Genomic DNA, 21,484 nt, shown 5'->3' with positions numbered 1-21,484 from the left:
GAATTCCGTCGCCGATAATTATTCGATCAAATCCGGGAAATCACCTTGCGTAAAAATATTCGACGAATAGCACTTCTCGCCGCAGCGGTTTCGCTGCTCGCGGTCTCCTGCGCCACCGGCGACCAGGACGGCGCCGCGCTGACGAGGCCGCTGCCCACCGAGGTCCCCGCCGGGGTCTCGCTCGCGGTCGCGGCCAATACCGCCAAAGTGGCGCTGACCGCGTCGGGAGAACTGGGCAAACTGCCGTTCACGGTGTCGTCGTGGCCCGCCGTGCAGGCCGGTCCCGATGTCATCCAGGCCTTCCGCGGCGGTTCGGTCGACCTGGCCACCAATGCCGGCATTCCGCCGATCCACGCGCACGCCAGCGGTCTCGACGCGAAGATCGTCGGAATCAAAGTGCGCTCGACCCCGCTGTACAAGCTGGCCACCGCCCCCGGATCGAACGTCACCAGCCTCGATGGGTTGCGCGGGAAGAAGATCGGCTTCTCGCCGGGTCAGGCGCAGGGGTTGGTGGTGTTGCGCACGCTGAAGGCGGCCGGCATCCGCACCGACGAGGTGCAACTCGTGGAGCTGCCGAGCACGAAGTTCCTCACCGCCCTGCAGGCCAAGGAAATCGACGTCGCCCCGTTCGGTGAACCGACCCTGACCAAGTATCTCGACAAGTATCGCGTCGACGGCGCCACCGCGATCGACACCCCCGCCGTCGACGCGCTGACCGTCCTGTGGGCGCCGACCTCGGTGTTGCGTGACGACAGCAAAGCCGCTGCCGTCGCCGAATTCGTGAAATTCTGGGCACGCGGAGAAGTCTGGGCCTGGGAGCATCCCACGGAATGGATCGACGCGTATTACGTCAAGGATCAGACGGTGTCGGTCGAGGACGGCAAACGCATTATCGCCACGACGGAAAGGCCGTATTTCCCGGAGAATTGGAACGAGGCGATCACCTGGGAACAGGAGACGATCGATCTGGTGACCGAAGCCGGCTTCTTCGGTAATTCCTTCCCCGCTGAAGAACTGTTCGACCGCCGATTCGAGAAGATCGCGTTCGACGCGGTGTCGGCGACGTATCGCACCAAGGGGCAGCAATGACGATCACACTGTCTCGCACCGCGATTCCGGTTTCCGTACCGTCCGGTGACGGATTCGTCGAGCGGCGCGCCTTGCGCCGACTCGGCCTGCGCAAGGCCGTGCCCGCCGCCCGCCTGTTCGGCGTGATCCTGGTGGTCGCGGCCTGGGCCGCGGGCTCACTGCTCGAACTGATCGACCCGCGCAAACTGTCGGCGCCGTGGACCGTCCTGCACACGGGTTGGGAGTTGCTGGTCGATGGACCGCTGCTGGCCAACCTGGGGGTGTCGCTGCAACGGGTGTTGATCGGCATGGTCCTCGGTGTGCTCATCGGTACCACTCTCGCCGTGATCGCGGGCCTTTCCCGGTGGGGTGAATCGCTCATCGACGGCCCGGTCCAGATCAAACGGGCCATTCCCACCCTCGGTCTGATTCCGCTGATGATCCTGTGGCTCGGTATCGGCGAGGAATTCAAGCTCGTGCTCATCACCTTGGGCGTGGTCGTGCACATGTACATCCAGACCCACGCCTCGCTCACCACGATCGATCAGAAGTTGGTGGAACTCTCCGAGGTGCAGGGGGTTTCGCGCGCGGAGTTCATTCGCAGCGTGGTGCTGCCCGGGTCGTTGCCCGGCTTCTTCCTCGGGCTGCGGATGTCGGTCACCAGTGCTTGGCTGGTGCTGATCGTGGTCGAGACGGTCAACGCCATCGACGGTCTCGGCAAGATGATGTCGAACGCGCAGAACTACGGACAGGCCGATGTGATCCTGGTCGGCTTGGTCGTCTACGCCATCTTCGGCTTGGCTTCGGATTCGGCGATCCGTCTGGTGGAACGGAGGGTGCTGTCATGGCGACGCACTATCGCGGGGTGAGCGAGACCGAGGTCACCGGGGTCGAGGTTCGTTCGCTGACTCGCAAATTCGGTGACCGCACGGTGCTCGACTCGATCGACCTGACCATCGCGCCCGGCCAGTTCGTCGCCCTGCTCGGACGCAGCGGCTCGGGCAAGAGCACGCTGCTGCGGGCACTGGCCGGACTCGATTACGACGTCGAGGGTGGTGGCACGCTGCGGATACCGGCGAAAACCTCGGTGGTGTTCCAGGATTCGCGGCTGCTGCCCTGGCAGCGGGTGCTGCCCAATGTGCTCTACGGACAGCCGAGAACGCGCCGCGCCGCAGCCGAGCGGGTACTCGCCGAAGTCGGCCTCGCGGGCCGCGAACGCGCCTGGCCGAGGGAACTCTCCGGTGGTGAGCAGCAACGGGTCTCGCTGGCCCGCTCGTTGGTCGGCGAACCCGATCTGCTCTTGGCCGACGAACCCTTCGGCGCGCTCGACGCGCTCACCCGGATCAAGATGCACGCCCTGTTGCGGGACCTGATCAGCAGGCATCGCCCGACCGTCTTGTTGGTCACCCACGATGTCGACGAGGCTGTCGCCTTGGCCGACCGGGTGATCGTGCTCGACGACGGACGCCTCTCGCTCGACATTCCGGTCGAGTTGAACGGCGAGCGCGATCCGAGCCTGCCCGCGTTCGGGCGTATTCGTCACACTCTGCTCACCGCGCTCGGCGTCGCCGAACGTGCGGCCTGAAAGGCGCTTCACATGTCGAAACACCTGCACCTCAACGCTTTCCTGATGTCGGTCGGCCACCACGAAGCGGCCTGGCGGCTGCCCGAGAGCGATCCGCACGCCCACACCGACATCAACTACTACGTCCGCCTCGCCCAGACCGCCGAGCGCGGCAAGCTCGACTCGATCTTCTTCGCCGACAGCCCGGTGCTGATGGGTGACCCCGGCCGCAGGCCGAGCGGCAAGCTCGAACCGACCGTCATCCTGACAGCGGTCGCCGTGCAGACCAGCCGGATCGGTCTCATCGCCACGGCGTCCACCAGCTACAACGACCCGTTCAACCTCGCCCGCCGCTTCGCCTCCGTGGACTGGGCGAGCAACGGCCGGGCAGGCTGGAACATCGTCACCACCGCGGGCGCCGACGCGGCCCGCAACTTCGGTCTCGACGACACCCCGGATCACCGGCTGCGGTATGAGAAGGCGGCCGAATTCGTCGACGTGGCAACGAAACTGTGGGACAGCTGGGACGACGACGCCGTGCTGGCCGACAAGGAACTCGGCATCCACACCGATGCCTCGAAGGTGCGCAAGATCCTGCACCACGGCGAGCACTTCCGGGTGGACGGTCCATTGAACCTGCCGCGTTCCCCGCAGGGCTATCCGCTGCTGGTGCAGGCCGGATCGTCGGAGGACGGCAAGGAATTCGCCGCCCGCTACGCCGAGGCCGTGTTCACCGCGCAGCAGACCCTCGACGACGCCAAGGCCTTCTACACCGATCTCAAGGCCCGCACCGTCGCCGCGGGCCGCGACCCGGAGTCCATCAAGATCCTGCCCGGCATCGTCCCGATCATCGGCGACACCGAGGAACAGGCCAGGGAGCTGGACGAGGAACTGGCCCGGCTGATCTCGCCGGAGTACGCGCGCAAGCAGCTCGCCGAGCGTTTCAAGCTGCCCATCGATGAGCTCGATCTGGACAGCGAACTGCCCGAGGACCTGCCCACCGAGGACGACATCGAGGGCGCGAAGAGCCGCTTCACGCTGATCGTGAATCTGGCTCGGCGCGAACGACTCACCCTGCGTGAGCTGATCGCCCGACTCGGCGGCGGCCGTGGGCACCGCACCTTCGCGGGCACCGCGGTCCAGGTGGCCGACGCCATCGAGGACTGGTTCCGTCAGGGCGCGGCCGACGGCTTCAACATCATGCCCGCGGTGCTGCCGTCGGGTCTGGAGCGCTTCGTCGACGAGGTTGTCCCGATCCTGCAGGAGCGCGGCCTGTTCCGCACCGAGTACACCGAGACCACGCTGCGCGGCCACTACGGTCTCGCGCGCCCGGCCAACCAGTTCGATGACGCGGACGCGCTCGTGGCCGCCCGATGAGATCGGATTGGATCCGCTACCTGACCCGCCGCTGTCTCGAGCACCGGCGGCTGGTGATCATCAGCTACACCGGTGCGTTGGCGGCGGCGCTGCTCACCGCGGCGCTGCCGCTGGTGGTGCGGCATGTGGTCGACACGCTCAGCGCCACCGCGGCCTCGGTGACGCCGTGGGTGGTGCTGTTGCTGGTGATCGGCGCGGCCAGGTTCGGGTCGTCGTACGCGCGCCGGGTGGCCTCCTCGGAACTGTCGTTGGGGGTGCAACACGACCTGCGCCGTGACCTGTTCGCCGCGCTGCTGCGGCTCAACGGGCGCGAGCAGGCGCAGTTGCGCACCGGGCAGGTGGTGAGCAGGGCGATCACCGATGTCACGTTGATCCAGATGTTCCTGCAGCTCATTCCGATGATCGCGGGCAATGTGGCGCTGCTGTTCGCGGTGCTGGTGCTGATGACGGTGATGTCACCGACGCTGTCCCTGATCGCGCTGGTCGTGCTGCCGGGGCTGTGGATCGTCACCCGGCGCAGTCAGCGGCAGCTGTTCCCCGCGAACTGGGACGCGCAGGCGCGGGCCGCCGAGGTGGCGATGCAGGTCGAGGCCGCGGTGGCCGGTGTGCGGGTGGTGAAGGGCTTCGGGCAGGAGCAGTACGAACTGGAGCAGCTGAGTGCGCGTGCGCGCGTGCTCTATCGGTCGCGGTTGCGGGTCGCCCGGATCACCAGCCGGTTCACCCCGGTGGTGCAGGCGGTGCCCGCGGCGGGGCAGGCGTTGATCCTGGTCGTCGGCGGGTTGCTCGCGCTGCGTCAATCCATCACGCTCGGCACGTTTCTCGCGTTCATGACCTATCTGAGCGCGTTCGTCGGTCCGGTGCGGCAGTTCTCGATGTTGCTCACCGTGAGTCAGCAGGGCAAGGCGTCACTGGACCGGGTGCGCGAGGTGATCGAAGCGCCCGACGATGCGGGCGCGGTGCCTGGTGCGGCGGGGACGCGAGGCGCCGGCGCGCAAGACGGGGCCGAAGCCGCCGAGCCGCCGTCGATCGAATTCGACGGGGTCGGTTTCGGTTTCGACGACACCCCGATCCTGAACGGCCTCGATCTGCGGATCGGTTCCGGCGAGACCGTCGCCATCGCGGGCGGGGCGGGCAGCGGCAAGACGATCCTGGTGTCGCTGTTGCCCGCGCTGCTCGAACCCGATTCCGGCGCGGTGCTTTTCGACGGCGTCGATCTGCGCGAGCTGCCCGACCCGCGCGCTCAGGTGGCGATGGTCTTCGAGGACACGCACCTGATGGCCGACTCGATCCGCGCCAATGTCGCCTACGGCAGGCCCGACGCGAGCGACGAACAGGTCTGGCACGCGCTGTATCTCGCCGCCGCCGACGAGTTCGTCACCGCGCTGCCGCAGGGCATCGACACCACCATCGGTGAACGGGGACAACGACTCTCGGGCGGGCAGCGTCAGCGCATCGCCCTGGCCCGCGCCCTGCTCACCGAGGCGCCGGTGCTGGTGCTCGACGACGCGACCTCGGCCATCGATGCCCAGGTGGAGGAGCAGATCTACCAGCGGATCGGCGCCGAGCTGCGCAAGCGCACAACCATTGTTGTCGCGCACCGGATCTCGACGCTCTCGCTCGCCGATCGGGTCGCTGTCCTCGACGGCGGACGCGTCGCCGAACTCGGCACGCTGCGTGAACTACAGCAGTCCGGTGAGCTGTTCCGTGCCCTGTTCACCCCGCCGGAGGTCGTCGGCATCGGCACCGATCCACACCGCGACACCACCCGCGTCGCCACCGAGGAACTCTGGGTGGCGCCGGAAGTCGACTCCGACGACGACCGCACCATGGAGCATCTGGCCAAGGCGTTCGCGCGCAGATCGGCGGGTGCGCCCGCGGGTCCGGCCGGTGGCGTGGGCGGGGGCATGATGGCGAGCGCGCCACCGAGCGGCGATATCGTGGCCCTGCTCGATCGGCTGCCGCCGGTCTCCGGGGAACCCGAGGTCGACCCGTCGTTCTCCCATACTCCCGACACCGCCTTCTCCCTGCCGCGACTGCTGCGCCCGTTCACCTGGCCGCTGCTCGCCGGGCTCGGGCTGGTCGGACTCGATGCCATCGCCCAGGTGCTGATCCCGTTCCTGGTGCGCTACGGCATCGACCACGGTGTGCTGGCCGGTGCGCGCGACGTGGTGATCGGCGCGGCCGCGCTGGCGATCGTGGTCGTGGTGGTGGACTGGGCGATCAGCGTCGCCCAGGTGCGGGTCACGGGGCGGGTCGGCGAGCGACTGCTCTACGGGTTGCGCGTGAAGACCTTCGCCCACCTGCAACGCCTCGGTCTGCAGTACTACGAGCGCGAGCTCGGCGGCCGGATCATGACCAGGATGACCACCGACGTGGACGGGCTGTCGGCGTTCCTGCAGACCGGCCTGGCCACCGCGCTCACCAGCACGGTCACCATCGCGGGCGTGGTCGCCGCGCTGCTGGTGATCGATGCCGGGCTCGCCGTGGTCGTCCTCGTGCTGCTGCCGGTGCTCGGCGTGGCGACCGTGGCCTTCCGGCGTGCGTCGGTGCCCGCGTACAACCTGGCCAGAGAGCGCGTGAGCGCGGTCAACGCCTACCTGCAGGAGAACGTCGACAACATCACCGTCACCCAGGCGTTCCGCCGGGAGTCGGTGAACCAGAGCGAGTTCGAGAGCCGGTCGTGGGCCTACCGCAACGCGCGGCTGCGCTCGCAGGTGCTGATGGCGGTGTTCTTCCCGTGCATCGAACTGATGTCGGTGATCGCCACGGCCGCGGTGCTCGCCGTGGGTGTGCACCAAGTCCGCGACGACGTGCTCACCGCGGGCACGCTGATCGCGTTCCTGCTCTACATCGAATTGCTCTTCGCCCCGATCCAGCAGCTCTCGCAGGTATTCGACAGCTATCAGCAGGCGGTGGTCGGTGTCGACCGCATCGGTGAGCTGCTGCGCACTCCGGTCGACACGCCGGAAGCCGCCGATCCGCTCCCGGTGACCAGCCTCGAGGGGGCGATCGAACTGCGCGCGGTGAGCTTCGGGTACTCGTCGCGCGCGCGCACCGTGCTCGACGGGCTCGACCTGCGGATCGAGCCGGGCCAGAAGGTCGCGCTGGTGGGTGAGACCGGCGCGGGCAAGTCGACCCTGGTCAAGCTGCTCGCCAGGTATTACGACCCGACCGAGGGCGCGGTGCTCGTCGACGGGGTCGACATCCGCCGGTTCCGGCTGCGCGATTTCCGCAAACGCCTCGGCGTCGTCCCGCAGGAGCCGTTCCTGTTCGGCGACACCGTGCGCGAGGCCATCGCCTACGGCAATCCCGAGGCCGAGCCCGCCGAGATCGAGTGGGCCGCCCGTGCGGTCGGGGCGCACGAGATGATCGCGGCGCTCGAACACGGCTACTACCAGCCGATCGGGGCGCACGGGCGCAGTCTGTCGGCGGGCCAGCGTCAGCTGCTCGCGCTGGCCAGGGCACAGCTGATCGATCCCGACATCCTCATCCTGGACGAGGCCACCGCCTCACTGGATCTGGCCACCGAGGCACGCGTGCGCGCCGCGGTGGACGTGCTGACCGCGGGCCGCACCACGATCGTCGTCGCGCATCGGCTCGCCACCGCCGCCGACGCCGATCTGATCGCGGTGGTCGGCGCGGGCAAGCTGGTGCAGGTCGGCGCCCATGCCGAGCTGGTCGGCGTCGACGGCCCGTATCGGCGGCTGTGGGCCGCCTACGTCGGCGACGAAGCGCAGCGGATTTCCAGCTAACCGACGCGAGGTCGGCTGTCATCCGGTGTGGCGAGATCCGGATGGCAGCCGACCCCGGCTTTCCTGGAGACCGGACGGGTCCTCATTCGTCGCCGAATTCACCCTGACCGCCGTGTGATGCCGCGAAACGGGGCGTTCTGCTGTACCGCGGAGTAACTGTTACCTGCGGAAATGGCGCGTAGAGCGCGCGTTCGGGCGGTTCGCACGTACTCTCGTAGGAAGTCACCAGGTGCTGCGACCAGCGGGAGCAAATACACAGGTACCCGTGCGGTCGTGCCGGCTAGGAGGTGTGCGATGAGCATTCAGCCCGATTTCGATCCGGACACGCGGGCCAGCGATGCCGACCCACTGGCGCAGACCGACTACGGACTGGTCAGTGGAACCTGGGATGGGCCGGTCGCGGTATGGCGCAGCATTCCCTACGCTGCCGCGCCCGCCGGGCCCGCCCGATTCGCCGTGCCCGAGCCCCCGAAGCCATGGGACGGGGTGCGCGAGTGCGTGGTCTTCGGCGATATCGCACCGCAGGCCATGGGTGCGATGGTGCCGGTGGATTCCGACCTGCAGATGGGCGAGGACTGCCTGTGGGTCAATGTCTGGTCGCCGCGGCCAGAGCCGAGCGACGAGGAACCGCGCCCGGTGATGGTCTGGTTGCACGGCGGCGCCTACTGTCTCGGCACCGCCGCCCAGACCATCTACGACGGACGCAAGCTCGCCGAGGCGGGCGACGTGGTGGTCGTGTCGGTGAACTATCGACACGGAGTGCTCGGCTTCCTCGACCTGTCCTCGTTCGGTGAGCAGTTCACCGCGAACCTCGGCCTGCACGATCAGCTCGCCGCGCTGGCGTGGGTGCGCGACAATATCGCCGCGTTCGGCGGCGACCCGGGCAATGTGACCCTCTTCGGGGAGTCCTCGGGCGCGGGATGCGTGACCGCGCTGCTCACCTCACCCGCCGCGGCGGGACTGTTCCACAAGGCGATTGCCCAGAGTCCGCCCGCCACTACGGTTTTCGGACAGGAGCGAGCCGCGGTCGTCGGGCAGCGCTATCTGGAGCTGCTCGAACTCGGGCCGGGCGAGACGAATCGGCTGCTGGAGTTGCCGATCGAACGGCTGGTCGAGGTCGGGGCGGTGCTGCTGGACGAGGTGCCGATCAAGGAACCGGGCAGGCTCGCCGCGGCGCCGGTGGTCGACGGAAATCTGTTGCCGGGCTACCCGATCGACCGATTCCAGCAGGGACGTTCGCACCGAGTGCCGTTGCTGATCGGCACCAATCGCGATGAGGCGTCGCTGTTCCGGGTGCTGCGCTCGCCGATCATGCCGGTGACGCCCGACGCGGTGAACGCGATGCTGCGCGATGTCGCCGCCTCCCATCCGGAGATGGCGCCCGAGCGGATCGCCGAGATCACCTCGGCCTACCCCGACCTCACCAAAACCCGTGGGGCACTGGCGATGTCTACTGACGCGGCGTTCCGGATGCCCGCGGCCTGGGTAGCCGAGGGACATGCCCAACATTCACCGACCTGGATGTATCGCTTCGACTACGCCACCCCGATGTTGAAGGCGGCCAGGGTCGGAGCGGGTCACGCCACCGAATTACCTTATGTCTTCGGCAATTTCGGCACCCTGAACCACGACCCCACCTTCTGGCTGGGCGGGCGCAAAGCCTCGCTCGCGGTCTCGGGCCGCATGCAGCGCCGCTGGTTGGCCTTCGCCGAACACAGCGTGCCCGCCGCGCTCGACGGCTCCAAACACTGGCCCCACTACCGCCCCGCCGCCCGCACCACCCTGCTCATCGACACCATCGACCGCATCGTGGACAACCCGGACGCCGACCTGCACACCGCCTGGGGCGACCAAGCCGTCGGCTTCAGCTAGCGGCGGCGCGGGCGCGTTCGATCTCGTTGATGTGGGTTTCGGTCCACTGCCGCAGCGCGGTGATCGGTTCGGCGAGGCTGCGACCCAGCGCGGTGAGTTCGTATTCGACCCTGGGCGGAATGGTGGGATAGACGGTGCGCGTGACGAATCCGTCGGCTTCGAGACCGCGCAGCGTCTGGGTGAGCATTTTCTGGGAAACGCCCTCGATCCGTCGGCTGAGGTCGGTGTAGCGCTGCGTGCCGTCGAGGAGTGCGTCCACCACCAGAATCGTCCATTTGCCCGCGATGTGATCGAGCACCTGGCGGGTCGGGCACTTCGCCGAGTAGGCGTCGGCGGGCAGGCCGGAGGACTCCACGAAGGTCGTCATGGAGGGATAGTAACGCACTATTTAGTGCCTACTTCCCAATAGAGAGTGACTCTCCGATAGTTGGTGCATGACATCCAAGACCTTGTCGGTCGCCGAAGCGATCCGCACCCGACGCACTGTCCGCCACTACCGTCCGGATCCGGTCTCGGCGACCGATCTCGAGGCGCTGCTCGATCTCGCCATCGAGGCGCCGACCAGCTGGAACCTGCAGGACCGGGCCATTGTCGCGGTCACGAGCGAGGCGGGTAGGGCCGGTCTGGCCTGGGCGACCGGTGGCCAACCCCAAGCGCTGGAGGCGCCGCTGATGCTGGTCTTCGTCGCCGAACCGGAGTCCTGGCGCGAGGACCACAGCGACGTGTACGACCAGGCCCGCGGCAACGGCGCGTGGTCCGAGGAGTTCGTCGCGATGTTCGCCACGGCATCACACGAGTTCCAGGACGATCTCGCCCGGCGGGGGCTGCTGCGTGAATACGCGGTCAAGGACGCGATGATCGCGGCGACCTATGTGATGCTGGCGGCCACCGAGTTGGGCCTTGCCACCGCACCGATGAACGGCTGGGACGAAGCGAAGGTGAAGAAGACGATCGGGATCGGCGATCGTGACGATCTCGCGGTCGCGCTGCTGATGGCGGTCGGTCATCCGGCCGAGCGACGCATTCATCCGGGTCGTCGAGCCAGGGAGCGCACTGTCTTCCGTGAGGCGTACGGGCTCGGGTGAACAGCACGACGCCGGGCCACCGGCCGAGGGAAGTCGGCGGGGACCCGGCGTCGTACGGATCAGACGTCGGTGGAGAAGCGGATGCCGCCGTCGGGGATGACCACGCCGGGCCACACGCGGGCGCCACGCAGGAGTTCGCAGCGGGCGCCGACGTTGGCGCCGTCACCGATCACCCCGTCGCGCACCAGTGCGCGGGGACCGATGCGTGCCCCGAAGCCGATGATGGAGCGTTCGACCGTCGCGCCTGCCTCGACCACCGCGCCGTCGAAGATCACCGCGCCGTCCAGTCGCGCACCCGCACCGATTTCCGCGCCGCGACCGACCACGGTCCCGCCGATGAGCAGCGCGCCCGGCGCCACACCCGCGCCGGGATGGACGAGGGACTCACCACGCTGGCCGGGGAGCGCGGGGGAGGGAGCGATTCCGCGGACCAGGTCCGCGGAGCCGCGCACGAAGTCCTCCGGGGTGCCCATGTCGCGCCAGTAGGAGGCGTCGACGTGGCCCTGCACGCGGGCGCCCTCGGCCAGCAGCGCGGGGAAGACCTCGCGCTCCACCGAGACCGGACGACCGCTGGGGATCTTCTCGATGTATTCGCGGCGGAACACATAGCAACCGGCGTTGATCTGGTCGGTCGGCGGATCCTGGGTCTTCTCCAGGAACGCGGTGACCCGGCCGCTGTCGTCGGTCGGCACGCAGCCGAAGGCGCGCGGGTCGCTGACGCGGACCAGGTGCAGGGTGACGTCGGCGTTGGTCGACTCGTGGGTGTCGAGGATCGCGCCCAGGTCGGTGCCGCCGAGGACGTCGCCGTTGAACACCATCACGTTGTCCGCGCGCAGCTTGGGCAGGACATTGCGGATACCGCCGCCGGTGCCCAGCGGTTCGGTCTCGGTCACGTACTCCAGGTCCAGCCCCAGCTCGGAGCCGTCACCGAAGTGCTCTTCGAAGACCTCGGCCTTGAAGGAGGTGCCGAGCACCACGTGGGTGATCCCGGCCTCGGCGATCCTGGCCAGCAGGTGGGTCAGGAACGGCAGCCCGGCCGTCGGCAGCATGGGCTTGGGCGCCGAGAGGGTGAGCGGACGCAGCCGCGTGCCCTGGCCGCCGACGAGGATGACCGCGTCGGTGCCTGCATTGCCTGCCATCGAGTTTCCCCTGTTCACAGTGGACCGGCGCCTACTCAGGCGCCGGTTCGCGCTTTCTCGCGCAGCGCCGATCGAACCGCAATCCGGGAGCGAACCGCAAGTCCGGCCCGCAGCGCGACCCGCAACGGCGCCTGCCACCAGTGCGGATGCCGGTCCGCCTGGAAGCGGTACGCGCTGGCGTGGTGGGCGGGCAGCATCAGTTCGGGATGCTTGCCCGCGGCGTGCCCCTTGGCGTGGGTCACCTCGGCGTCCGGGACGAATACATTGTGCCAGCCCGCCTTGCCCATGCGGTCGCCGAAGTCCACGTCCTCCATATACATGAAGTAGCGCGAGTCGAAACCGTCGATGGTGTCGAACGCGGCGCGGCGCACCAGCAGGCAGGAGCCGGACAGCCAGCCGACCACCCGCTCGGAGATCTGCTCGTTCTCCTGGCGGTAGCGCATCGACCAGGGGTTCTTCGGCCAGACCGAGCCGAGGATCGCGTGGCCCGCGCCGTCGGCCAGGCCGGGGACGCGGCGCGCGGACGGGTAGATACTGCCGTCGGGCTCACGGACCATCGGCCCGAAAGCGCCCGCGCGCGGCCAGCGCTTCGCCGCCTCGAGCATCTTGTCGATGGAGTCGACGCCCCAGCGGATGTCCGGGTTGGCCAGGATCACGAACTCGATCGACGGATCGATCTCGGCGACGGCGCGGTTGATGGCGCCGCCGTAGCCGATATTGCCGCCGGTGTGCAGCAGGGTCACGTGCGAGTTGGCCTCGGCGACGAGTTCGGGGACGCCGTCGGTCGAGCCGTTGTCGGCCAGGATCACCTGCGGCTTCTCGGTGGTCGCGTCGGCCAGGGTGGTGATGAAGTGCTCGAGGTGCTCACCCGGTGAATAGGTCACCGTGACCACGGCAATGCCGGCGGGGGCTGGAGAATCGGCTGAGTCTGCTGCGTTCACGACTGCGGAGCCTAGTCGGACAACCGGCTCAGTGTGTCGGTGAGTGCGATACGCCAGGAGCGAAGCGGGGTGAGGCCGGCTCCGTCCCAGGCCGCGGGAGAGAGCACCGAATACGCCGGGCGCGGTGCGGGTCTGGGGAATTCGCTGGACGCGCACGGCAGTACCCGGTTCGGGTCGGCGCCGAGGTCGGTGAAAACCGCTGCGGCGAGGTCGAACCAGGTGGCGGTGCCGGAATTGGTGGCGTGCAGCACAGTGGGTGCGTCGGGTCGGGTGCTCAGTTCCAGCAGCGCGGCGGCGAGGTCGGCGGCGCTGGTGGGGGAGCCGAGCTGGTCGTTCACCACGGTGACGGTGTCGCGTTCGGCCTCCAGCCTGCGCATGGTCGCGACGAAATCCCCCTCGACACCGGCGTACACCCAGGCGGTGCGCACGACGTGGGCGCCCAGTTCGAGCACGGCTCGCTCGCCGGCGAGCTTGGACTGTCCGTAGACCGAGGTCGGTCCGGTCGGGTCGCCGGGTTCATACGGTGTCGTCGCGGTCCCGGGGAAGACGTAGTCGGTGGACACGTGGATCAGCCGCGCGCCCGCCGCGGCGCAGGCGGCGGCGAGTACCGCGGGCCCGGTCGCGTTGGCGGCGAAGGCGGCCTCGACATCGGTTTCCGCGGCATCCACCGCGGTGTAGGCCGCGCAGTTGATCACCACGGCGCCGGGCGTGAGGGCGGCGTCGACGGCGGTGCGGTCGGTGATGTCGAGATCGGCCCGCCCGAGGCCACGCGCAGCGGGCGCCAGGCGCAGGATCTCTCGCCCCAGCAGGCCACGCGCGCCGGTTACGATCAGCGGAGCGGGGGCGCGGAAATCGGCATTCACGCGGCCAGTCTGGCACGCCGGGACACCTGTGGTTGGGCCCGAGTGTGGTAACTGTTGGTTAGCCTGTGCAAGCCGGTGTCCGTGGACGAGCCCGGGCTGATGACTAGGCGGTGTTTGCCGGGGGTGCAGCTGTCCGGGCGCGGAGTTCGTCGAGAGGATGCACGAGTGCGAGAGTCGACAAGACCGGTCAGCGCGCCCGCGGGCGCCTTCGGTCCGGCCAAACTGATGGTGGCGATCTCGGCCGTGCTGGTGCTGGCACTCACCGGATTCGCTTGGCGCAGTGTCGACAACCTGATCGCCAATATCGACCGGATCGGCGGCCTCGGCCTCGGCGGTGAGCGCGACGGCGCGGTCGACATCCTGCTCGTCGGTGTCGACAGCCGCACCGACGCGCACGGCAACCCGCTCACCAACGCCGAACGCGCCATGCTGCACGCGGGCGACGAGGTGGGCACCAATACCGACACCATCGTGCTGATCCGCGTTCCCAACGACGGCCGCTCGGCCACCGCGATCTCCATTCCGCGCGACTCCTACGTCGATATCGGCGGCCAGGGCAAGGCCAAGATCAACTCCGCGTACGGCTCGACCAAGGAGACCGAACGCGCCGAACTGCTCGCCGACGGCAAGTCCGAGGCCGAGGCCGAACGCGCGTCGACGAAGGCGGGCCGACAGGCCCTCATCAAATCGGTGGCCACCCTGACCGGCATCACCGTCGACCACTACGCCGAGGTGAGTCTGCTCGGCTTCGTGCTGCTCACCGACTCGGTCGGCGGTGTCGAGGTGTGCCTGAATCAGGCGGTGGACGAACCGATGTCGGGCGCGGACTTCCCGGCCGGGCGCCAGCGCCTCGACGGTCAGGAGGCCTTGAGTTTCGTGCGTCAGCGCCATGATCTCGAGCGCGGCGACATCGACCGGATCGTGCGTCAGCAGGTGTTCATGGCGCAGCTGGTCGGCCAGCTGCTCAATGCCAAGACCCTCGCCAATCCGGGCAAGCTCAGCGAGATCAGCGAGGCGGTCGGGCGCACCGTCGTGCTCGACGAGGACTGGGACGTGCTGGCCTTTCTGCAGCAGCTCAAGGATCTGTCCGGCGGCAAGGTGGAATTCGAGACCATTCCCGTCTCCGACCTCAACAGCATGACCTCGGCGGGGGAGTCGGTGGTCAAGGTCGACCCGAAGACCGTGCAGAGTTTCGTCGCCGGGCTCGTGGGGGAGGAGAAGGAGCAAGAGGACGCGCCGAAGATCGACACCTCGACGGTGACGGTGAGCGTGCTCAACGCGGGTGGCGCCACCGGACTCGCGGGCAAGGTGTCGGCGGCGTTGACGGGCAAAGGATTCAAAGAAGGCACGGTCGGCAACTACACCGGCGGCACCGTGAGCTCGAGTCGCGTGCTGGTCGCCGATGTCGACGACCCGAAGGCGGCGGCGGTCGCCGAGGCGCTCGGTGGCCTGACGGTGGTCGCCGATGCGACAGTGTCGGCGGATACGGTGAGCGTGATATTGGCGAGCGACTACTCTGGTCCCGGCTCGGCCGCGGCAGGCATGTTCGATCTCGACGCGACATCCTCGGCGACCGCGACACCGATACCGCCCGCCCCGCCGATCGACGCAGGCCAGAACGGACCGAAATGTGTGAATTGACCCATGCGTGAGCCGAACTCCACCCTGACCGACGCCCTCCTCGACCCGATCCTCGAACGCGACCCCGCCGGACCCCGCGTCACCTGGTACGACGACGCCACCGGCGCGCGGATCGAACTCTCCGGGCTGACGTTGGCCAACTGGGCCGCCAAGACCGCGAACCTGATCCGCGACGAATTCGCGCTCACCCCCGGCGCCAGGGTGGCGGTGCTGTTGCCCGCGCACTGGCAGACCGCCGCGGTGCTGCTCGGATGCTGGTGGGCCGGAACCGAAGTGGTGCTCACCCCCGACCCCGATGCCGACCTCGCGCTGGTCACCCCCGACCGGCTCGACGACGCCGACGGTGTCGGCGAGGTGGCGGTGCTGTCGCTGGACGCGATGGGAACGCCGGTGCGTGAGCTGCCGGTCGGCGTCACCGATTTCGCGACCGCGGTGCGCGTGCACGGCGATCAGTTCCTGCCCGGCGGATTCCGGGCCGCGCTCGACGGCCTCTCGGTGAACGAAGTGCTGACCATGGCCCGCAAATCCGCCGCGCTGCAAGGGTTTTCCACCGGCGACCGGGTGCTGTCGAGTACGCCGTGGGAGACGGTGGAGGAAGTGGTCGACGGGTTCGTGTCGGTGTTGTTCGCCGGGGCTTCGCTGGTGCAGGTCGTCAATCCCGATCCGGCCGGTGTCGAACATCGAGTTGTCACCGAGAAGGTGACCGTCCGGCGTTGACTCCTACCCAGGTATAGGTTCGGGTCCACCTCGGGGACGTGTCGCGTGTCACATCCCGTCCGTACTGTGGAAGCAAGACTTCGGCAGAGTGGCAGGGGTGGCGATGATTGCTAAATACTGGGTTCGATGGTCGGCCGAGCACGGCGCGCCGCGAGCGATTCTGCGCTGGCAGGCCCGTCGCGGCGATCCGTTCGCGATCTTGCTCAGCGGCCGGCGGGGTCTGCACGATCCCTATCCGCTGATCGATGAGGTGCGCGGGTCGGGCGGAGTGATCAGGACGCCGTTGTCCCTCGCCGCGTTCGACCACAAGCAGGTCCGAGCGATCCTGCGCGACCCCAGATTCGGGGTGCGGCCCGCCCTCGGCAACGACCTGCCCGCCCCGTGGCGCAAGCTCGCCGAACGGGTCACGGTGCCGCCCAATCCGGTCGAGCCACCGTCGATGCTGGTCATCAATCCGCCCGAGCACACGCGAATGCGCAAGCCGGTGGCTTCGGCGTTCACCCCGCGCGCCGTCGCCAGGCTGCGCGATCGCGTGGAGGTGGTCACGGCCGAACTGCTCGACGCGATGCCCGCGAACGGCTCGGTCGACCTGATCACCGATTTCGCCGCCAAGGTGCCGATCGCGATCATCGCCGAGATGCTCGGCTTCCCACCCCAGGACCGGGACAGGTTCCTCGAATGGGGCGACAAGGTCACGCCGCTGCTCGACATCGGCACGTCATGGCGGACCTACCGCGCCGCGATGAGCGCGATCGAGGACATGGACGAATACCTCGCCGACCACATCGCCACGCTGCGCCGCGCGCCGGGTGAGGACATCCTGTCCACCCTGGTCCGTTCGGGCGATCTGAGTCTGACGGAATTGCAGGCGGGCGCGAGTCTGCTGATGGGGGCGGGTTTCGAGACGACGGTCAACCTGATCGGCAACGCGGTGGCCGCGCTGTCGGCCCATCCCGATCAGCTCGCGCTCGCGCAGGACGACCCCGATCGCTGGCCCGATGTGGTGGAGGAGACGCTGCGGTTCGATCCGCCGGTACAGACCACCGCGCGCCAGGCGCTCGAGGATGTCGAGGTCGAGGGCTACCTGGTGCGGGCCGAGACGACGGTCATCCTGTCGCTGGCCGGGGCCAACCGCGACCCGGCGGTCTTCCCCGACCCGCACCGCTTCGACATCGACCGGCCCAATCTCAAGGAGCACGTGGCCTTCAGCAGCGGTATCCACGCCTGCCTCGGCGCGAGCCTGGCCAGGATGGAAGCGGTGCACGCCCTGCGCGCGCTCTACACCCGCTACCCGAACCTGCGGCTGCGCGGCGAGCCGGTGCGCCGAAACCTGTTCACGCTGCACGGTTTCGAACACATGCCGATCGACCTCGGCCCGGTGGCGCGAACCTCGGCGCCCGAAGACCTGGCGGGTGCGTCCCGTCCGGCCTGAGTCCGGTTGCGTGCGAGCGGGTTACGTGCTCGTGCGCCAGCGGTAGCGGGTCTTCGGGCGACCGGCCCGGCCGTAGTCGGCACGGCGTTCGGCCAATCCGTCGTCGGCGAGCTTCTCCAGGTACCGCCACGCCGTGATCCGCGAAACACCCACGGCCGCGGCGGCATCGGTGGCCGTGATGCCCGATTCGACCGAGCGCACCGCCCGCGACACCTCCTCCAGGGTGTGCTGCACAACGCCTTTCGGCGCACCGGCCTTCTGGTCGGCGGTGCGCAGCGCACCGAGCGCGCGGTCGATGTCGTACTGCGACAGCGCCGCCTCGCCCGCGGGCAGCGCGGTGTCGAAACCGCGGTAGCGTTCCAGCTTCTCCCGGAACGCGGCGAAGGTGAACGGCTTGAGCAGGTACAACACCACGCCGTGCGCCACCGCGCTGCGCACCATGTTCAGCTCGCGTGCCGAGGTGATCGCGATGACATCGGGTCGCGGCTGCAGTCCGTTGAGCGCGGCGGCCACATCGAGCCCGCTGATATCGGGCAGTCCGATGTCCATCAGCACCAGGTGGAACGGATTGCCGTCGGCGATCGCCTCGGCCGCCACCCGCAGTGCGTCGCGTCCGGTGTGCACGACCCCGCCGGTGACGAAACCGTCGAGCCGTTCGAGATAGGCCCGATGTGCCTGGGCGATCAACGGCTCGTCCTCGACGATCAGCACGCGGATCATGGTGTCTCCTTCAGCGGAATGCGAACGATGACCGCGCTGTGTGGTGCGGCCGTGGTGGTGATGGCGCCGCGATGTCGGTCGACGAGGCGGTGCACCAGAGCGAGGCCGAGGCCCGCGTGGTCGGATTTCGTGGTGTAGCCGCGTTCGGCGGCCCGGGAGAACATCTGGGCCGACATACCCGGTCCGCTGTCGGACACCTGGACCCACAGCGCGCCGTCACGATGACACACCGACACCTCGACGCGCTTGTCGACGGTTCCCGCCGCCGCGTCGATCGCGTTGTCGATCAGGTTGCCGACCAGGGTGACGGTCTCGTGCGCCGACAGCGGATCGGTGGAATCCAGCGCGGTGTCCTCGCTGATGGCCAGGCCCACCCCGCGTTCGGCGGCCTGGTCGACCTTGCCGAGCAACAGCGCCGCCAGTGCCGCGTCGCCGACGGCGGCCAGCAGACGGTCGATCAGCACCTGCGAGAGCTGCAATTCCGCGGTCGCGAAGGCCACCGCTTCGTCCGGGCGGCCCAGCTCGACCATGGTGACCACGGTGTGCAGCCGGTTGGCCGCCTCGTGTGCCTGGGCGCGCAGCGATTCGGCGAAGCCACGCACCGAGTCGAGCTCGCCGAGCACCGAGCGCAGTTCGGTCTGATCGCGGATGGTGAGCACGGTGCCGATGTCGCGGCCCTCCCAGCTGACCAGGTCCTGATTGACCAGCAGGATGCGGTCGGTGGTCACGTGCGTCTCGTCGCGCACCACGCCCCCGCTCATCTGTTGCAGCGAGACGGGCAGGTCGGTGCGGAAGACCGGACCGTCGGGCAGGTCGAGCAGGGTCCGTGCCTGATCGTTGACCACCTCCGCGGCCGCGGCCTGGGCGCCGAATACCACCAGCCCCTCGTGCACGGAGTGCAGGACCGCGTCGTGGTGTTCGTAGAGCGCGCGCAGTTCGTCGGGCGCCAGACCGTGGGTCTGGCGGCGCAACCTGCGGCTGATCAGGAACGACGACAGCGCGGCCAGCCCGAGTCCTACTGCGGCCACCCCGAGGATCAGAGGCAGCTGGGAGGCCACCTGGGTGCTGATCTTGGCCCGGGTGACCCCGGCCGAGACCAGCGCCACCACCCGGCCGTTGTCGTAGACCGGGGTGACCGCGCGGATCGAGGGGCCGAGGGTGCCGGTGAACGTCTCGGTCAGGGTCTGGCCTGCCAGCGCGCCATCGATGCTGCCGACGAACGGCTTGCCGATCAGGTCGGGGTTGGTGTGGGTATAGCGGGTGCGGTCGGGCGCCATCACGACGATGAAGTCCATGCCGGTGGCCGCTCTGATCCGCTCGGTGGTCGGTTGCAGCAGCCCGCTCGGGTAGGGCGAGTTCACCGCGGCCAGGGTCGACGGCGACCGCGCCACCGTCACCGCCACGTCTCTGACCTGCATTTCCGCGGCCAGGTCATGATCGCGCCTGGCATCGAGCACGGCCAGGATCGTGCCGACGGCGATCAGCAGCGCCAGCACCACCAACTGCCATACGAAGGCCTGTCCCGCGAGCGACAGTCGTCCTCGTCGCACCTCTTGCCTCCGACCTGAATTTCTCGAACGTTATGCATCGATATGAAACTTATGGACCAAAGTGACGGCCGTCACAATAGTTGCTCATGCTCGTCGACATGAGCTCAACCACCGGACAACGGAAACGCGACCATACCCATTGGCTCTACATCGCGGTGATCATCGCCGTCGTGGCCGGCGTCATTGTCGGCCGGGTGGCCCCGGAATTCGGTCAGTCACTGGCGCCGCTGGGCACCGTGTTCGTGAACCTGATCAAGATGATGATCGCACCTGTCATCTTCTGCACGATCGTGCTGGGCATCGGTTCGGTGCGCGCGGCCGCCACCGTGGGCAAGGTCGGTGGCCTGGCCATCGGTTATTTCCTGCTGATGTCGACGGTCGCGCTCGGCATCGGGCTCGTGGTCGGAAACCTCATCGATCCGGGTGAGGGACTCGATGTCAGCGCCTCGGGAGCGGGTGCGAAATACGCCGATCAGGCGCACAGCGCGGGCGGCACGTGGGACTTCATCCAGAACATCGTGCCGACCACGCTCGTGTCGTCGCTCACCGCGGGCAGCGTGCTGCAGGCCCTGTTCGTCGCGCTGCTGGTCGGGTTCGCCGTGCAGGCGATGGGCGATGCGGGGGCGCCGATCCTGCGCGCGGTCGCGCTGGGTCAGAAGCTGGTGTTCCGCATCCTGTCGATGATCCTGTGGCTGGCTCCGATCGGCGCGTTCGGCGCGATCGCGAACGTGGTCGGGCGCACCGGTTGGTCGGCGGTGGTGCAGTTGGCGACACTGATGATCGCGTTCTATCTGACGTGTCTGGTGTTCGTGTTCGGTGTGCTCGGCGTGATCCTGCGGATGGTCTCGGGCGTCTCGATCCTGAAGCTGTGCCGGTACCTGTCGCGTGAGTACCTGCTGATCGTGGCGACCTCGTCGTCGGAATCGGCGCTGCCGCGACTGATCGCGAAGATGGAGCACGCGGGTGTGGAGCGCACCACCGTGGGTGTCGTTGTGCCGACCGGGTATTCGTTCAACCTCGACGGCACCGCCATCTACCTGACGATGGCCTCGATCTTCATCGCCGACGCCATGGGCAAGCCGCTCGCGCTCGGTGAACAGATCGGCCTGCTGCTGTTCATGATCATCGCGTCCAAGGGTGCCGCGGGCGTCACCGGCGCCGGCCTGGCCACCCTCGCCGGCGGCCTGCAGAGCCATCGCCCCGACCTGCTCGACGGTGTCGGCCTGATCGTCGGCATCGACCGCTTCATGTCGGAAGCCCGTGCGCTGACCAATTTCTCGGGCAACGCGGTGGCCACGCTGCTCATCGGCACCTGGACCAAGACCGTCGACGCCGACCGGACCCGCCGCGTGCTCGACCGTGAACTGCCGTTCGACGAGGAGACGATGGTCGACGACCACGAAGTGGATCAGCCCGTCGAACTCACGAAACCTGTGCCGGCACAGCCTGTCGAGGTGTCCTGAGGCGGTCGAAGACCCCGCGATGAGGAATCGCGGGGCCTTCGGGTTCCAGGAGGGCTAGATTCTGGACCACTTGCCGGGGTTGAGGTGGAACTGCACCAGGGCGGTGGCGTGACCGTGGCCGAGGCCGTGCTCGGACTTCAGCCAGGTGACCAGGGCCGTGTGCCCGGTCGGCTCGGCCGCGTCGAGCAGGGTGAACCATTCGTCGACGGTGCGCCCGTACGCGGTCTCGATGGTGGGGAAGTAGGACGCGGGGCCGTGCGGCGCGTTCGCCATGGTGGTTTCTCCTCGATGGGTGTTCGT

The 21,484-nt window shown here is 68.3% G+C and carries 18 protein-coding genes; 11 read left to right on the top strand and 7 right to left on the bottom strand.

What is annotated here, in order from left to right:
* Positions 1 to 45: 45 nt before the first annotated feature.
* From OHS03_RS22485 to OHS03_RS22460, 6 genes are all read left to right on the top strand, one after another.
* The gene (locus OHS03_RS22485) at positions 46 to 1,089 is read left to right on the top strand and encodes an ABC transporter substrate-binding protein (RefSeq protein ID WP_328656809.1); all 1,044 of its coding nucleotides are present in this window, start codon (positions 46 to 48) and stop codon (positions 1,087 to 1,089) included.
* Positions 1,086 to 1,937, top strand: coding sequence for an ABC transporter permease (locus OHS03_RS22480; protein WP_063056337.1), 852 nt, complete (start codon positions 1,086 to 1,088; stop codon positions 1,935 to 1,937). Before OHS03_RS22485 ends, OHS03_RS22480 begins: the two co-directional genes overlap by 4 nt.
* Positions 1,913 to 2,653 carry an ABC transporter ATP-binding protein gene (locus OHS03_RS22475; protein WP_364652834.1) on the top strand — a complete coding sequence of 247 codons (741 nt, stop codon included), beginning with the start codon at positions 1,913 to 1,915 and terminating at the stop codon, positions 2,651 to 2,653. The genes OHS03_RS22480 and OHS03_RS22475 overlap by 25 nt, the downstream gene beginning before the upstream one ends.
* A gap of 12 nt (positions 2,654 to 2,665) precedes the next feature.
* Complete coding sequence (locus OHS03_RS22470) at positions 2,666 to 4,009, top strand: LLM class flavin-dependent oxidoreductase (RefSeq protein WP_056813132.1); 1,344 nt, start codon at positions 2,666 to 2,668, stop codon at positions 4,007 to 4,009.
* Positions 4,006 to 7,761 carry an ABC transporter ATP-binding protein gene (locus tag OHS03_RS22465; protein WP_328656804.1) on the top strand — a complete coding sequence of 1,252 codons (3,756 nt, stop codon included), beginning with the start codon at positions 4,006 to 4,008 and terminating at the stop codon, positions 7,759 to 7,761. The genes OHS03_RS22470 and OHS03_RS22465 overlap by 4 nt, the downstream gene beginning before the upstream one ends.
* A 294-nt stretch (positions 7,762 to 8,055) precedes the next feature.
* Positions 8,056 to 9,633: a carboxylesterase/lipase family protein gene (locus OHS03_RS22460; protein WP_328656802.1), complete on the top strand. Its 1,578-nt coding sequence runs from the start codon at positions 8,056 to 8,058 to the stop codon at positions 9,631 to 9,633.
* Here OHS03_RS22460 and OHS03_RS22455 read toward each other — a convergent pair.
* Positions 9,626 to 10,000: a winged helix-turn-helix transcriptional regulator gene (locus OHS03_RS22455; RefSeq protein ID WP_328656800.1), complete on the bottom strand. Its 375-nt coding sequence runs from the start codon at positions 9,998 to 10,000 to the stop codon at positions 9,626 to 9,628. The genes OHS03_RS22460 and OHS03_RS22455 overlap by 8 nt on opposite strands.
* A gap of 67 nt (positions 10,001 to 10,067) precedes the next feature.
* Here OHS03_RS22455 and OHS03_RS22450 point away from each other — a divergent pair, with 67 nt between their 5' ends.
* The gene (locus OHS03_RS22450; RefSeq protein WP_328656799.1) at positions 10,068 to 10,718 is read left to right on the top strand and encodes a nitroreductase family protein; all 651 of its coding nucleotides are present in this window, start codon (positions 10,068 to 10,070) and stop codon (positions 10,716 to 10,718) included.
* Between the two features lie 59 nt (positions 10,719 to 10,777).
* On the opposite strand, the gene manB is transcribed toward OHS03_RS22450, so the two are convergent.
* The 3 genes from manB to rfbD are packed head-to-tail and all read right to left on the bottom strand — an operon-like array spanning position 10,778 to position 13,661.
* Complete coding sequence (gene manB, locus OHS03_RS22445; protein WP_056813121.1) at positions 10,778 to 11,857, bottom strand: mannose-1-phosphate guanylyltransferase; 1,080 nt, start codon at positions 11,855 to 11,857, stop codon at positions 10,778 to 10,780.
* 35 nt (positions 11,858 to 11,892) lie between these two features.
* The gene (locus OHS03_RS22440; protein WP_194827139.1) at positions 11,893 to 12,756 is read right to left on the bottom strand and encodes a glycosyltransferase family 2 protein; all 864 of its coding nucleotides are present in this window, start codon (positions 12,754 to 12,756) and stop codon (positions 11,893 to 11,895) included.
* A 53-nt stretch (positions 12,757 to 12,809) separates the two neighbouring features.
* Positions 12,810 to 13,661, bottom strand: a complete 852-nt coding sequence (gene rfbD, locus OHS03_RS22435) for a dTDP-4-dehydrorhamnose reductase (protein ID WP_328656796.1) — start codon at positions 13,659 to 13,661, stop codon at positions 12,810 to 12,812.
* A gap of 225 nt (positions 13,662 to 13,886) precedes the next feature.
* Between rfbD and OHS03_RS22430 the strand changes: the two genes are divergently transcribed.
* The 3 genes from OHS03_RS22430 to OHS03_RS22420 all read left to right on the top strand — a co-directional run bounded on the left by OHS03_RS22430 (position 13,887) and on the right by OHS03_RS22420 (position 17,451).
* A complete protein-coding gene (locus tag OHS03_RS22430) occupies positions 13,887 to 15,302 on the top strand; it encodes an LCP family protein (protein ID WP_407942520.1) in 1,416 nt (471 codons plus the stop codon).
* Between the two features lie 3 nt (positions 15,303 to 15,305).
* Positions 15,306 to 16,019, top strand: a complete 714-nt coding sequence (locus tag OHS03_RS22425) for a TIGR03089 family protein (RefSeq protein ID WP_056813115.1) — start codon at positions 15,306 to 15,308, stop codon at positions 16,017 to 16,019.
* 103 nt (positions 16,020 to 16,122) lie between these two features.
* Positions 16,123 to 17,451, top strand: coding sequence for a cytochrome P450 (locus OHS03_RS22420; RefSeq protein WP_328664358.1), 1,329 nt, complete (start codon positions 16,123 to 16,125; stop codon positions 17,449 to 17,451).
* Positions 17,452 to 17,472: 21 nt separating this feature from the next.
* Here OHS03_RS22420 and OHS03_RS22415 read toward each other — a convergent pair whose 3' ends face one another.
* Complete coding sequence (locus OHS03_RS22415; protein ID WP_056813112.1) at positions 17,473 to 18,171, bottom strand: response regulator; 699 nt, start codon at positions 18,169 to 18,171, stop codon at positions 17,473 to 17,475.
* Complete coding sequence (locus tag OHS03_RS22410; protein WP_328656794.1) at positions 18,168 to 19,721, bottom strand: ATP-binding protein; 1,554 nt, start codon at positions 19,719 to 19,721, stop codon at positions 18,168 to 18,170. Before OHS03_RS22410 ends, OHS03_RS22415 begins: the two co-directional genes overlap by 4 nt.
* Before the next feature lie 98 nt (positions 19,722 to 19,819).
* On the opposite strand from OHS03_RS22410, the gene OHS03_RS22405 reads away from it, so the two are divergent.
* The gene (locus tag OHS03_RS22405) at positions 19,820 to 21,184 is read left to right on the top strand and encodes a cation:dicarboxylate symporter family transporter (protein ID WP_328656792.1); all 1,365 of its coding nucleotides are present in this window, start codon (positions 19,820 to 19,822) and stop codon (positions 21,182 to 21,184) included.
* A gap of 54 nt (positions 21,185 to 21,238) precedes the next feature.
* Here the strand turns inward: OHS03_RS22405 and OHS03_RS22400 are convergent, their stop codons facing one another.
* Positions 21,239 to 21,457, bottom strand: coding sequence for a DUF4287 domain-containing protein (locus OHS03_RS22400; protein ID WP_328656790.1), 219 nt, complete (start codon positions 21,455 to 21,457; stop codon positions 21,239 to 21,241).
* Positions 21,458 to 21,484: the final 27 nt, after the last annotated feature.

It is taken from the genome of Nocardia salmonicida, assembly GCF_036142455.1.
In the GTDB taxonomy this organism is placed as follows: Bacteria; Actinomycetota; Actinomycetes; order Mycobacteriales; family Mycobacteriaceae; genus Nocardia; species Nocardia salmonicida.
This window is presented reverse-complemented; position numbering and strand designations above follow the sequence as displayed.

Bases quoted from the DNA above. Each gene is read 5' to 3' on its own strand.
- OHS03_RS22455 (WP_328656800.1), bottom strand. From the start codon at position 10,000: ATGACGACCTTCGTGGAGTCCTCCGGCCTGCCCGCCGACGCCTACTCG.
- OHS03_RS22465 (WP_328656804.1), top strand. From the start codon at position 4,006: ATGAGATCGGATTGGATCCGCTACCTGACCCGCCGCTGTCTCGAGCAC.
- OHS03_RS22480 (WP_063056337.1), top strand. From the start codon at position 1,086: ATGACGATCACACTGTCTCGCACCGCGATTCCGGTTTCCGTACCGTCC.
- OHS03_RS22420 (WP_328664358.1), top strand. From the start codon at position 16,123: ATGATTGCTAAATACTGGGTTCGATGGTCGGCCGAGCACGGCGCGCCG.
- OHS03_RS22475 (WP_364652834.1), top strand. From the start codon at position 1,913: ATGGCGACGCACTATCGCGGGGTGAGCGAGACCGAGGTCACCGGGGTC.
- OHS03_RS22425 (WP_056813115.1), top strand. From the start codon at position 15,306: ATGCGTGAGCCGAACTCCACCCTGACCGACGCCCTCCTCGACCCGATC.
- OHS03_RS22470 (WP_056813132.1), top strand. From the start codon at position 2,666: ATGTCGAAACACCTGCACCTCAACGCTTTCCTGATGTCGGTCGGCCAC.
- OHS03_RS22400 (WP_328656790.1), bottom strand. From the start codon at position 21,457: ATGGCGAACGCGCCGCACGGCCCCGCGTCCTACTTCCCCACCATCGAG.
- manB (WP_056813121.1), bottom strand. From the start codon at position 11,857: ATGGCAGGCAATGCAGGCACCGACGCGGTCATCCTCGTCGGCGGCCAG.
- OHS03_RS22450 (WP_328656799.1), top strand. From the start codon at position 10,068: ATGACATCCAAGACCTTGTCGGTCGCCGAAGCGATCCGCACCCGACGC.
- OHS03_RS22405 (WP_328656792.1), top strand. From the start codon at position 19,820: ATGAGCTCAACCACCGGACAACGGAAACGCGACCATACCCATTGGCTC.
- OHS03_RS22415 (WP_056813112.1), bottom strand. From the start codon at position 18,171: ATGATCCGCGTGCTGATCGTCGAGGACGAGCCGTTGATCGCCCAGGCA.
- OHS03_RS22460 (WP_328656802.1), top strand. From the start codon at position 8,056: ATGAGCATTCAGCCCGATTTCGATCCGGACACGCGGGCCAGCGATGCC.
- OHS03_RS22430 (WP_407942520.1), top strand. From the start codon at position 13,887: ATGGTGGCGATCTCGGCCGTGCTGGTGCTGGCACTCACCGGATTCGCT.